General features: G+C 51.1%; 9 protein-coding genes. 2 read left to right on the top strand and 7 right to left on the bottom strand.

The genetic code is table 11. The annotated features are described in order from the left end of the window. On the top strand, positions 1-407 hold a 407-nt coding region (locus H8K47_RS17665), incomplete at its 5' end, for an ExbD/TolR family protein (RefSeq protein ID WP_186882063.1). 475 nt (positions 408-882) lie between these two features. Here the strand turns inward: H8K47_RS17665 and H8K47_RS17670 are convergent. From H8K47_RS17670 to H8K47_RS17700, 7 genes are all read right to left on the bottom strand, one after another. Further along, complete coding sequence (locus tag H8K47_RS17670; RefSeq protein ID WP_186882674.1) at positions 883-1161, bottom strand: hypothetical protein; 279 nt, start codon at positions 1159-1161, stop codon at positions 883-885. Between the two features lie 7 nt (positions 1162-1168). Continuing rightward, the gene (locus H8K47_RS17675; protein WP_186882675.1) at positions 1169-2014 is read right to left on the bottom strand and encodes a DUF6348 family protein; all 846 of its coding nucleotides are present in this window, start codon (positions 2012-2014) and stop codon (positions 1169-1171) included. Between the two features lie 157 nt (positions 2015-2171). After that, positions 2172-4034, bottom strand: a complete 1863-nt coding sequence (locus tag H8K47_RS17680; protein ID WP_186882676.1) for a glucokinase — start codon at positions 4032-4034, stop codon at positions 2172-2174. A gap of 139 nt (positions 4035-4173) precedes the next feature. After that, the gene (locus H8K47_RS17685) at positions 4174-6666 is read right to left on the bottom strand and encodes a glycoside hydrolase family 31 protein (protein ID WP_186882677.1); all 2493 of its coding nucleotides are present in this window, start codon (positions 6664-6666) and stop codon (positions 4174-4176) included. Continuing rightward, a complete protein-coding gene (locus H8K47_RS17690) occupies positions 6663-8435 on the bottom strand; it encodes an alpha-amylase family glycosyl hydrolase (protein ID WP_186882678.1) in 1773 nt (590 codons plus the stop codon). The genes H8K47_RS17685 and H8K47_RS17690 overlap by 4 nt, the downstream gene beginning before the upstream one ends. Positions 8436-8536: 101 nt before the next feature. Beyond that, entirely contained in the window at positions 8537-9856 is a 1320-nt protein-coding gene (locus tag H8K47_RS17695) for an MFS transporter (protein WP_186882679.1), read from the bottom strand. A 196-nt stretch (positions 9857-10052) separates the two neighbouring features. Further along, a complete protein-coding gene (locus tag H8K47_RS17700; RefSeq protein WP_230410246.1) occupies positions 10053-12737 on the bottom strand; it encodes a TonB-dependent receptor in 2685 nt (894 codons plus the stop codon). A 585-nt stretch (positions 12738-13322) separates the two neighbouring features. On the opposite strand from H8K47_RS17700, the gene H8K47_RS17705 reads away from it, so the two are divergent. Next, a complete protein-coding gene (locus H8K47_RS17705; RefSeq protein ID WP_186882680.1) occupies positions 13323-13691 on the top strand; it encodes a hypothetical protein in 369 nt (122 codons plus the stop codon). Positions 13692-13863: the final 172 nt, after the last annotated feature.

The raw sequence follows: 13863 nt of genomic DNA on the forward strand, positions 1-13863 counted from the left end.
CATCGGCTGATCCGGAAGTCATGATCGAAATGAACATGACCCCGCTGATTGACGTGATGCTGGTATTGATCATCATGCTCATCATCACCATCCCGATTCAGAATCACTCCGTGAATCTGAACATGCCAACCAACCAGGCCGCGCCGAAGAATCCGGTGGAGCCAGTGGTGGTCAACATCGACGTCGACTTTGACGGCACGGTATTGTGGAATGGCGTGGCGTTGGCGAACCGTAACGAACTCGAAGCCAAGCTGACTGAAGTGGCGACCCAGGCGGACCAGCCTGAGGTGCATCTGCGACCAAACGCGGTGGTGCCATACAAATCGGTGGCCGCGGTGATGGCCTCAGCCCAGCGTCTGGGCGTGACCAAGATCGGTATGGTTGGGAATGAGCAGTTTATGAAGTAAAGATCATCACCCCCGGCATGCATCGCTATACAAACCGGGCTGATCAAAAAAAGGCAGGGATATCCCTGCCTTTTTTCTTGCCTGTACGTTCTGTGTGTTAAACGTTTTAAATCTTTAAACCTTTAAACACAGAGGCACAGAGAAAGGCGCAAGAAAATAAAGCTTGATCAGCTTACTTTTCTTTGCTTTTCTCTGTGACCTCTGTGCACCCTCCGTGTCTCTGTGTTAAACGCTTTTCGGGTTTTAAACATTTAAACCTTTGAACCTTTGAACCTTTAAACACAGAGACACGAGACACAGAGAAAGACTTAAGAGAAAGGTAGGAGGGCGGGACTGATTGATCCGCTTACTTCGCTTTTCTCTGTGACCTCTGTGCTATCTCCGTGTCTCTGTGTTAAACGCTGTTAAGGTTTTAAAGTTTTAAGGTTTTAAACGCTTTTAAATACCTTAACCCTGCCACCAATGATGCAGCGTCTTACAAAGGGCGGTGTTCATCGCCGCGTTTGGCGGCCAGGGCGCGACGTGCCATTAAAGCCAACAATATCAGGCCACACACAGCAATGATGGCAGGTGCACACCAGCGCAAAGCAAAATCCACCTTGCTTTGCATCGCTGCTGACAAGCCTTCATACCATAGCAAAGCCGCTGGCCCTACATGGTTCACCACCCAGAACGGCGCCAGTACCAATAAGGCAGTCAACGCAATTGCTGCGACGATAGCTAGCATACGGCTCAAGATAAAAGCTGGATTCATAGACGACTCACCGAGTAGTATTCTCTGACGCTTGCACAGCCTGCGATTTCTGATGAATGCTGTTTTCCGCAGAACGTACGATCACATATTGTTTGCGGAATTCCAAACCACGCTGCGGCCATTTTTCTGCATATGCTATAAGCAAAGGCAGAGCGGCTGGGAAATCTTCACCATTCACACGGCAATCCGCATTCAATTGTCCATGCTGATCACGCGAGACAAACAGCCGTATGCCCAGCAAACGCTCAGTTTGCAGCACATCATGGAAAGCCGCCATCGTCTCTGTCATCAGGCAGCATGGGCAGAAAGGATGTGCTTCTTTTTTCTTTTCAGGCTGCGTCGCCAGGTGTGCGACCGGCCCGAGTATGATCTGGCGGTAACGTGCTGCAGCACTGTCGCCAGCAGCAGTATTGAGTTCTATCACCGCACACTGTTGCGGATATTCAGCGATCGCATCTTCCAGTGCAAGCAAATCCATATTGATCCAGTTCAGCATACCGTCGCTCAGCGCGCTGCTTTCATCTTTCCCCAGCGCGTGCTGATACTCAGTAACACCTTCAGGAAAGAACTGTGGATGCCAGACTGTCATACGGGTCACCGTTTTTATACGTTCTGGTCCCAGTTCTTTTTTTTCCAGAGCCTGGATGCTCAAGCATAAACCGCTGGACAAGCGCACATATCCTTCTCCCTCCTCTGTTGGCTTCTGGTGCTGCTGCAATACGGTGATTAATAGGGCAGTCAGTACAGGATCTGTCGCGGTAACGCCAGCCGGTAAACGCACAGGATTCACGGCTGGTGCAGAAGAAAACCACTGATTTTTTAATGCCTGCACAGACTTCAAAAAAGACTTCATAGGAAAACGATCAAAAATTAAGAAGAATCGGGCATGCGCGTACGTCCCTGCGGATTGGCACCGCCCCGGCAGGATGCCCCGAGGCAGCCCGGCTACGCAGAAATATGCGGCGACAGACCGCATTGTAAGGTCTGTGCCGGTGAATGAACAGCAGCGTTCAGCTATCGAGGTGAGAGATCAGCAAATGGCTCAGGCGCGAAGCCTCACGCGCACGACTCTCAGAGGGGCTGACACCGGCATCCATAGACAAACCGACAGCAAGAATGTCGATCAACAATAATTGCAAAATGCGGGAAATCATGGACAGGAAGGTCGCATTGTCTTCGGTATGATTGACCGCCAGGCAAACACTGGCCAGGCGTGCCAGAGGCGACTGATGTGGTGCAATCGCAATCACATCTGCGCCAGCAGCCAGAGCCGCTTCGGTCGCATGCAGCAATTCTGGCAATTTACCGGAATTTGACACGACGATCACCACATCGCCAGGATTGAGCAACTCTGCCGCCATGCTGAACAAATGCGCATCGCCATAGCTGGCGGTAGGAATACGGAAACGAAAGAATTTATGCTGTCCATCGAGTGCCACTGCACGCGAATTACCGACCGCATAAAATTCAATTTTATTCGCTTTTCTGAGCAGGCTGATGGCGCGATCTATCGCATGCACCTCTAGCTGATCGCGGAAATTCAATATCGCCGATACAGTATTATCAATCACCTTGGCACTCAGATCATGCGTGCTGTCGCTACGCCGGACCTGGCTATGACGTACCGGGATAGTGCCAGTCAGACTGCTGGCAAATTTGAGTTTAAAATCAGCCAGTCCGGTAAATCCCAGAGAACGGCAAAAGCGAATCACGGTAGGCTGGCTCACATCGGCCAGTCGCGCAATCTCAGCGATCGCCTCATTCAGGACGGTACGCGGATTTTCCAGCACCAGCTTAGCAACCCGGCGTTCTGCAGGTGTGAGTTCAGTCTGGATTTGCTGTATGCGGTCCATGAGGGAACTATCACCGCTGCGTCCACGCAAATGCTCAGATAAAATCGCTGACACGCCGTAGAAAGCCGGATTCGGTGTCGTGATGACGTAAGTCGGTATCTGTCCCAGATAAGTACTGAAGCGCCCTTTGGCTTCGAAACGGGAACGGAAAGGCGATTCGGCAAAATAGCTGACCATCTGCGGCACGATACCACCGCCTATATAAATGCCTCCGAAGGCACCCAGCGTCACGGCCAGATTCGCACTGAAGCTGCCTAACATCGCGCAGAAACATTCTATTGCTTCCAGCGCCAACGCATCCTTGTCCTGCAAAGCCTGGCGCATAATTTCCTGCGCAGCCAGCGGTTCAACCTGACGCTGATGACGATCCGCCAGCGCCAGATAAATCAGTTCCAGCCCGGGTCCGGAAATCAGGCGCTCGGTGGATACATGCGGCCACTCTCTCCAGGCATACTGCAAAATCGCATATTCACGTTCATCGCAAGGTGCAAAATTGACGTGCCCACCTTCAGAACCTAAAGTCACGAAACCATCGGAAGTCGGAATCAGACCGGATACGCCAAGACCAGTACCCGGCCCAAGTACGCCGATAACAGACTTGGCTACAGGCTGCCCTCCACCTATCTGCAGCACGTCTGTCGGCTGCAAACCAGGCAACGACATCGCCAGTGCGGTAAAGTCATTCACAATCAACAGCGTATAGAGACCGAATTCACGGCGTACTGCTTCGATGGAAAACGACCAGGCGCGATTGGTCATGCGGATATCGTCACCGTCGATAGGATTGGCAATCGCAAAGGCTGCATGGTGTATGCGCCGTCCTTCATGCTCGCACAGATACGCCTGTAATAAGGGGACGATGCCGCTGAAATCATCACACTTCAGTACCCTTACCGCTTCAAATACACCGGCTGCGGTTTCGAGTGTGAAGCGTGCATGGGTCGCACCTATATCGGCGAGTAATCGTGGGCCGCCGGAAAATCCGGCGCTGGCTACATCTGCAATTGCGTTGTCGGTCATGTCCAGGCTTGCTTGTTCATTCTGCGCGCTATCAAGCGCTATTTTCTTAAGCGGGTCACCATGCCGTGTGCGCTCAGGCGCAGCACGGAGCAAGGGTGGCGAAATTTCCTGCAATTTACCACAGCGTCAGCTACGCTGACTATTTTTCAGTATCAGCCCACAGCACCTGCATACGTAATTGCTGTCTGGCTTTCCATGCCAGGTCCAGGCTTAACTCCTGTTTCTGTGCATCCCAGGTAAATGGAATATCTTGCTGATTCAGCTTTACAGATTGTGGGCGCTGTTTAATCTGATGCACTACCAGACGCCAGTTTCTGTCCTTGGCGACATATTGTTTGCCATATTCGTGATCAAAAGACAGGGTCAACTGTTTTTGCCGACTTTGCAGTGCCTGCTGCTTTTGCGCACGGAAACGCATGATGGCATAGGCACGCGACTCATAGGCATTGGCAGTCAATCCATCGTCGTCATATAGCATACCTTCGCTGAGTGTCTGCTCCTCGTCATAGTAGTAGTGCAAATCCAGTTTGCTCACATCAAATTGCGTCGTGTTTTGTAAGCCCTGTGCCTGCGGAATCCAGGCCCCGGCACGTACAAATACCGGTATCCGGTCCGCTTGCAAAGAGACTGCTGCACGACTGCCAGCTGCATAGCGCTGTCCTGTATGAAAATCCAGCCATGGCCCATTTTTGGGGAAATAGATTTCCGCCTGTTGCTGCCCTGACTGCAGCACTGGATGCACCAGGAAATCATTACCCCAGAAATAGCTGCTGGCATCATCCAGCAAGGCTGGATTGGCTGGCTCCGCAAAAAACAAAGGACGCATCAGCGGCAGGCCGCGCTGATGATTCAAAAAACTCTGTGTGTAGTTATACGGCAGCAGTTGATAACGTAATTCTATCGCGGCCTTTGCCAATGCTTTCGCCTGTGCGGAACGCAGCACAGGCTCAGAGGCGACGTCTTCCTGCGCATGGGGCCGGAACACTGGTTGAAACACGCCATACTGTAACCAACGCGCATACAATTCATCATCCAGATTCGCACCGGCAAAGCCGCCCAGATCGGAATGCATATATGCCATCCCCTGCATGCCCATCTGCAAGGCGATCTCAGGTTGGGAACGCAAACCGCCCCAGGTCCGGTTCACGTCGCCCGACCACGGTATCATGCCATAGTGCTGAGAGCCGGAATACCCAGCACGCATCAGGATAAATGGCCGCTCATTGGGGTAGTGTTTCTGGTATCCCTGCGCGATCAGTTTTGCCCACTCATGACCATAAATATTGTGTACCTGATCGGCGCTGCCAGTCTTGTGCTGCACATGGGAGGGATGTACTTCCGGCTCCCCCAGATCCCCCCACCATCCGCTCACGCCCTGCTTTTTTAAGCCGGCATAGATATTCCAGAACCAGTCTTTCGCGACCGGATCGAACACATCAATCAAACCGGTATGACCGAAATAGAAATCATACGTCGCCGCTTTGCCCTGCGTGTCTGTGGCCAGGATGCGCTGTTCTGTCGCCTCTTTCCAGCGTTTGGATGTGGTGAGGATAAATGGCTCAGTGATCAGAATCGTTTTCACACCCTGTTTGGCAAAATCCGCCATCATTTTTTCTGGCTGAGGGAAGCTGTCACGATCGAAAGCGAGATTGCCCATCGTTCCTTTGACTTCTTTGCCAAACCAGAACAAATCGAAAATAATCGCGTCCAGCGGAATGGCCTCAGTTTTATATTGTTGCACTATCGTGCGTGCCTCCTGCTCGGTATGATAACCAAAGCGACTGGCAAAATTACCCAGTATCCAGCGTGCCGGCAAAGGCTGCTTACCGGTCAGTGTGGTGTAGGTGGCGACCAGATTCTCCCACTGATCTGCCGCAAAAATCTGGTAAGTCTGGCGACCGCCATTCGCCTCAAATGCCAGACGATTATTCTTTTGACTGTCTAAGTCCAGAAAGCCGGTACTGGCGTTATCAAAATGAATGCCGTATAACTTTGACGAATATACCAGCGGCATAGAAAAATTCATTTGCTCTGAACGCTCTTCATAACCATAGTGCGCCCTGTTATACAGCGGCAGACGATGGCCACGCCGGTTCATACCAAGCGCGCGTGCGCCAGCGCCATACAGCACTTCATTCTGACTGATATTGAAATCGACAACTTGTGCAGCACCAGCCTGATGAAAGCCTTGCTGTTCAGAGAGTAAGGGACGGTCTTTGTAAAAATAACTGACCTGATACGGTGATTTACTGATTTTGAGCAGCATATCACCGGCCCGGAATTCGATCTGCTCCTTATCCTGCCGCAAGCGCACCGGCACCTGTAGTGGCTTCATCACGACCGCGTGTGATGACTGTGGCGCAGCTGCGCCCTGAGGAAGAAAACTGGTTTCGATCAGATTCGCGGCATAAGGTCGGAACTGCACCACACCATCGTTGAGGCGCAGCTCTAAGACTGACTCTTTTTGCACCACGTCCTGCACACTGCGCTGCGTATTCTGGGCGCAGACAGCAGGCGCAATGGCCGCCGCCAGCAAGGCACTGCCCCATACCGCATAAACGCTGCGTGGCTGACGACCTGAAGTCACAATACGATGATTTGTAGACTGATTACTGAAAGCGAAATTCATCATTGATCCTGTGCGATGAGCGCGACGATACCTGCGCGCGGCAAACTAACTTTACCTGCTTTGACGATAGCGGTGTATCCGGTGTAACTGTCCCTGACCCGGCTGCCATCAGCAAACACAGGTGCGACGGTAATGCTGACGGGCTGCGCTTCCGGTAAGTCGAGTGCAATCACGACCTGATCCTGCCAGTCAGTCTGCTGCAAGGTTCTGGAAAATGTGTAAGGCTGTGCCGCCAGTTGCTGGTGCTGCCCCGCACCTATAGATGGGTGCAGTTGGCGGAAACGCCCCAGCTTTTGCCAATGCCGCAGTATTTCTTGCACATAGCTATGCTGTACCCGACGATTTTTTTTCAAGTCATCCCAGTTCATCACAGAACGCAATTTGGCGTCACCACTCGCATGCGCGACCTGCAAATCACGCGCAGTCTCATCACCGTAGTAAATCTGTGCCGCTCCCGGGCTCAGCAATAAGCGGGTGCCCGCTGCCATTGCTTGCTGGCGCAGCGGGTCAAAAGGCTGGTCATCATCGTGAGAGCTGATGTAATTCAAGACAGAATATGGCATCAGCGGGCCGTGTAACTGATGCGCATAGGATGAGAACAGGGTTTCATAGTCGCCTTTCGCATCGGACTTAAAGCCAAAATTAATCAGGCTGTCGAAGCCATATTGAAAGTAATTAATCTGACTGCCACCATCCATACGGAATTGCTGACCTTGCTGCAAGCTGTAGCCATATACTTCTGCCGTCATATAAAACGGCTCATCGAAATATACCTTGGCCGGATTACTGCGTTTCCAGTCGCTATGCGCCTCGCTGGCAAGTGCTTTTAGTTCCTTCCATAATTCCGGCTCAGTATGTTTGACGGTATCCGCACGGAAGCCATCAATACCAAAACGCCGCACCCAGTCGGTATGCCATTTCATCAGGTAATAGCGTGGCGCACGTGGCAGGCCTGTACGCGCAAAGAAAGTATCGAGCTCACGCACTTCCTGCTCATAGCGTCCTTCTGCTTTCCATTTTTCCACGAGTACAGCAGGCAGTGATACATCCGTCATCACCTCAGTTTTCAGATCGGGCAAGCCTTTCACCAGTGCACAGCTTACCGTTGATGGCACATCCTGATAGGTACACACCGGATCCAGCCTGACCCAGCTGTCTGGCCACAAGGCATCCCGCTCTGTGGCAGGGCCAGTATGATTCATCACCACGTCCAGCAATATCCGTATGCCGTGTCTGTGCGCTGTATCGACCAGTTCGCGTAAATCCTGCTCACTGCCCAGACTGGCATCGAGGCGGGTAAAATCTTTGGCCCAATAGCCATGAAACCCATATGAACGGCCGCTGCCCTCATCGGTTGCGCCATGTACCTGTTCCACCGGTGGGGTAATCCAGAGTGCATTCACACCCAGTGCATTGAAATAGCCCTCTTTGATTTTTCGGGTCACACCAGCCAGATCGCCCCCCATAAACGAACGCAAAGCAGCGCCATCATCCCGGCGTCCATAGGCATGATCATTGCGTGGATTGGTATTCAAAAAACGGTCAGTCAGTAAAAAATAGACTGTCGCGTTGGCCCATAAAAAACGGGTTACCTGTTGTTGTGTATGGGATGTTGTGGCGCTACTCGCAGCGGCTGGTGCGGCGGGCGTTTGCGCACGCACTTGGGTTTGTTTTTGTTGTAGTTGTTGAGCTTGTTGCGGCTGAGACTGGGCTAAGCTCCAGCCAGACAAGCTCAGCAATCCGGCCACGGCTGTACTCAATACATACTTCATTTGGCTCTCACTCCATGACGCGGGTAAAGTACCACTCTGCTGTCCTCAGCAAGCACAGGCCGAAGCGCAGAGGGGTATTTCATCCATGAGCAGAAAACCGCTTACGCGGCAGCTTCTTCTTTAATCATCAGACTCAGCAAACCGGCAATGATCATGCAGGATCCGCCCAGCATCAGAGTTTTGACGGTATGACCATCAAACCAGTGACGTGTCACCCAGCCCAATAATAAGCCACTCACAATTTGCGGGATCACGATGAAGAAGTTGAACACGCCCATGTAGTAACCCATTTTTTCTTGCGGCAAAGAAGATGCCAGCAAGGCATAAGGCATAGTCAGTATGCTGGCCCACGCCAGTCCCATACCCAGCATAGGCAGCAATAACCAGAGTTGTGTATGGATAAAGTAGATGCTGATCAGTCCGGCTCCACCGGCCAGCAGACACAGCATGTGGACGATTTTTTTACTGCTGCGTTTCGCCAGTACAGGTAATAAAAAGGCGGCCAGCGCAGATACACCGTTATAGACCGCGAACATGGTACCGACCCAGTTACCCGCTTCCTGAAAACTGGAAGATTGCGAATTCGTGGTCGCAAAAATATGCTCGGCAATCGCGGTGGTCGTGTAGATCCACATCGCGAACAATGCGATCCATGTAAAAAATTGTACGACCGCCAGTTTGACCATAGTCTCAGGCATATGCATGAAACCGGATACCATTTCACGCACGGCTGCCGCTATACCCTGGCTGGCAGCGCGTTGCTGCTCAAACTTTTGCAGATCCTGTGGTGGCAATTCCTCACTGCTGATTACCGTCCACAACACCGCCAGAAAATAAATACTGCCGCCCGCATAAAATGAAAATCTCACCGTATCAGGTATCCCACCATCTGCTGAGACATTGCTCACGCCTAATACATCCGAGAAAAAAGTCGGTAGCAGCGAGGCAATCACAGCACCGCAGCCGATGAAGAAGGTTTGCATCGCAAATCCTGCGGTTTGCTGCGACGGTGCGAGCTTGTCGCCAACGAAGGCACGGAAAGGTTCCATAGACACGTTAATCGCCGCGTCCATCAGCCATAAGATGACAACCGCCATCCAGATCGCGCTGGCATGTGGCATCGCTAATAAAGCAAATGATGCCAGCAAGGCGCCGATAAAGAAAAAGGGACGGCGCCGCCCCCAGGTGGGGTGCCAGGTACGGTCGCTCAGATAGCCGATTATCGGCTGCACCAGCAAACCGGTCACCGGTGCTGCGAGCCAGAATAAAGGCAGGTCGTCAGGCAGTGCGCCCAGCGTTGAGAAAATGCGGCTGGTGTTCGCATTTTGCAGCGCGAAACCAAACTGGATACCAAAAAAACCAAAACTCATATTCCACAACTGCCAGAACGACAGCGTGGGTTTATTGACGATACTTTGCATCTGTTTGTCCCCGCCTGAATAAGATTTGCTTCAATGTACAGAACCCAGTCGCTCTGCGTCATGAAGTCTGATTATGACTGGCTTAGTCCTGCCATTCCAGCAGATAGTGTAAGGCCGAATAAAGCAACCCGACATATCTTAAAAAAAGCCCTTCCCAGCCGGAGCTGCAGAAGGGCTTTCGATACCAAGGAGTGGATTACATCTTATAGTTGATACCAACGAACATCTGGCGGCCATATTTTTGATAGCCACGTGGACGATCAGGCAAACCGGAGTAAGTCTGGAATGCAGTATCAGTCAGATTATTCACCTGGAATAAGAGCGACGCCCCTTTCGCGAAACCGCTGCTGAAGTCATAGCCTAATTGCAGATCGACGACGGTATCCGCCTTCACGAATGTCAGCTCGTTCTGACCACCAGGGCCACCGATTTCACCAACGAAATCACTGCGGCGGCGCTGGCTGATACGTGCAGAGTAGCCATCCTTCTCATAGTAAGCCGTCAGGTTAGCGACATTTTTAGACAAGCCTGGCAGAGGTACGCTTTGGCTGCCGAAACGCTGATCTTTAATCGAAATCGCGCTATTCGTCAGCGACAGATTTGCTGTTACACCAAAGCCATCCAGCACAGGTGTGATCAGATCCAACGGTAAGGATACCGCCAGTTCCAGGCCTTGCAACTTACCACCCTGGCCATTGATAGGCTGCGTAAATGTACCAATATTCGTGGTTGCACCCGGAATATTCATGGCAGAAAAATCGTAAGGTGTGGTCTGTTTGTAGATATACGATTTCAACTGCTTATGGAAGACCGCAGCAGAGACATAGGCTTTCTTACCGAAGTATTTTTCGTAAGACAGATCCACATAGTCAGCTTTCCAAGGGTCGAGTTTAGCATTGCCGCCATTCCCGTTAGGGGTACCGGTTTTACCGTTAGATAAACCAACTTCACGTGCTGCATTCAACTCGTCCAACTTAGCGCGTGCTATCGACTTACCGATACCAAAGCGTACAATTTGCTCGCCGGGGAAAGTCGCGGCCAGATTCAGGCTAGGTAATACATCGGTATACACCTTACCATCTGTAATCGGTACCAATGCAGCGATAGGCCAGGACAGTAAGGCATTCGATGTCGACGACTGATCGGTACGTACTACCTGCACACCAAAGTTACCTGCGACTGGAATGTTAGACACTTCTGTATCCAGATTCAGTTTGGCGTAACCGGTAGTGACTTTTTCAGTCAGCGACCAGTTCTTCGTTGCACCCCATGGGTTCAGCACTACCGCGTTGTAAGGGCCGAAATTGGCCGCCAGTACCGCAGGAATATTCCAGCTCAGCGTGTTTGGCATATTCAGGAAGCTCAGATCCTGCGGGCCATACAAAACGCTGGATGAGAAGGAGCCATCGCCTATCTTATCAAAGCCGGTTTCCAGATGTTCTTTCGTCTTATCGCGTTTAGAGTAATTCACACCCACTTCAGCGCTGGAAATCATGCCATCGCTAAAATCACGACGTGCACTGAGGCGGAAAGAATTCAGCTTGTCGTTGAGTGAAGGTACATTCACATAGCCATCACCGAATTTGCCACCAATCTTGATCGCAGCCGGATCAGACAGACTATCGGAGAAAGTGAAAGTCGGAATATCGCGGCCATTTGCATAGTTGTAGCTGATGTTGCCCGCTGCACGACCAGAGTTAATTTCGATCAGTTTTTCTTTGATTTTGGCTGAGGAGTGGCTGATGTCAGCCACCAGTGTCCATTGATCCAGTGTGAATTTATTGTTCCAGCCAAAAGCAGTGATCTCACTTTCTTTGGTAAAGGAATTATTACGGATCACAGGACTCGCATTGATCGTCCCGGCGACAGCCAGACCATTGACCACGTTCAGGTTAGAGAAACTGGCACCGGACCAGCTTTCAAACGGCACTTCAAAACCACGACGCACTTCATCCTGCTTTAACTCCGAATGGTAAGCGTCAAATGTCGATGTAAAAGTTTTGGATGGACGCCATTCGACCACACCGATTAAACCATCACGTTTGGAATTTCCCGTGATCGCCAGGGCTTTAATACCTTGCGGGGCTTTCACACCATCGGGTACGCCTTTATTACCTTCTACCCAGTTCCAGGTTTCGAAGAAATTGTTCACATTTGGTTTATCGCTGTGCGCAAAGCCCAGTGCCACACCAACCGTGCGGTTAGCAAACTGATCGATATAGGAGGCACTGACGCGGTTACCTGTGTTTGGCGCACCCGGGCTTTCGCTGCCCAGAGAGTTGCGTTCGCCACGCACACTCACCGCAATGGTACGTCCAGCAAATGCCAAAGGTTTTACGGTTTGCAGATCAACAGTACCAGATAAGCCCTGACCGACCAGGGAAGGGTCTGCTGTTTTATAAACAGTCACGCCGCTAATCAGCTCAGATGGATACTGATCATATTCAACCACACGGCTGGCACTGGTAGATACTTGTTCACGGCCATTCAGCGTCACAGTGGATAAATCACCGGAAGTACCACGGATACTGATTTGCTGCGCCTGACCATTCACGCGTTGCGCAGACAGTCCAGGCAGACGGGCGATCGATTCTGCAATGCTGGTGTCCGGCAATTTGCCGATGTCTTCTGCGGAAATCGCCTCAACGATCGCGTTGGAATTTTTTTTCACACTGATCGCGTCTTCGATACCTTTACGGATACCCGTCACAACGACGGTCGTTGACTTGGCATCGGCAGCTGGTTTCTCTGCTTTGGCTTCCTGCGCCTGCGCCAGATTGGACATACTCATGACCAATACGCCGCAAGCGATTGCGACCGGGCTTAACTGAAAACGCTGCGCAGGCTGAGCCTGCACACGCTGTTGCATTTGTTGTTTCATCTGTTTGTCCCCTCACTCTTGTATAAAACTACACTTTTGAGCTGCACTGTATCTACCACTTGACTCACCAGAACCCTACGTTCCAGAAACGATTTTGTACTAAAACTAGATTCAGTGTCAAACAAAGACTACATATAACTACAAAAATTTGAGCAATAACAGTGCACTACAGCGGAAACAATGCGCTTACTTGTTGCATCAAGCCCACAAATAGCGCATTCATTTTGTAGTTATACTACTTTTTGTAGTTCAACTACTTTCTTTATTTTCCTTGCATCAAGACCAGTCTGTGTCAAAGCGCTGCGTTGTCACGCGCGCTGCAGATAGTGGCCGGCAACTTATTGCAGCATGTGTAAAAGAATCCAGCTCTTCAACTGCCAGATGAAGCCGATCTTTGTCAGCATGTGCTATATTCAGACCCCTGATTTAGCAGCATGAACAGCAGCACTGACACCTGGCAGGACCAGAATACACATGACAGAGCCGATCGTACTCCGCGGCCAGCTCGCCATCTCAACGAGTCACTGCCCCTAGCCGTCAGGCGTGCGCACCCGTTACCGCAAACTCCAAAGAAAGACCCGTACTATGAATCACAAACTGAGCATTGATGAATTCGATGCACTCGAGCAGGTTAGTCAGCTCGGCAAGCATGGCAAGCCCAGTGTCTGCGTTAACCGTAACGCAAAAAAATTATCCGGCATCAAATTGATCGCCTTCCGCAAAGATGGCGGTCTGGAATTAACAGACAGCGGACGCCAGACCCTGTTTATCAAACAATGTATCGATGGCTTACGCGCGATCGCTCAAGGTAAGGACATTAAATTGCCAAGTGCAATCATTAACTTCCTGAGTAAAAAAGCGCATGTGCAATTAAACCCAGACACACAACAACTGGAAATCACACAACGCGGCCGTGAATGTCTGGACGATATAGAGCAACAACAGGCAGGCTAAAACGCATAGAAGCGCATGGTTTCAGGCGTAAAAAAAGGCACTCATCTGAACTGCACCCCAAAAGTTGGACACCCGTCCATACTTTTGGGGTGTTTTCATGAGTAAATATACAAAGCAATTCAAAGTACAGGTTGTTGAGTACTATCTGCAGGAGAACGCTGGCTGCGCTCTG

It is taken from the genome of Cognatundibacterium rugosum, assembly GCF_014284365.1.
Lineage (GTDB): Bacteria > Pseudomonadota > Gammaproteobacteria > Burkholderiales > Burkholderiaceae_D > Undibacterium > Undibacterium rugosum.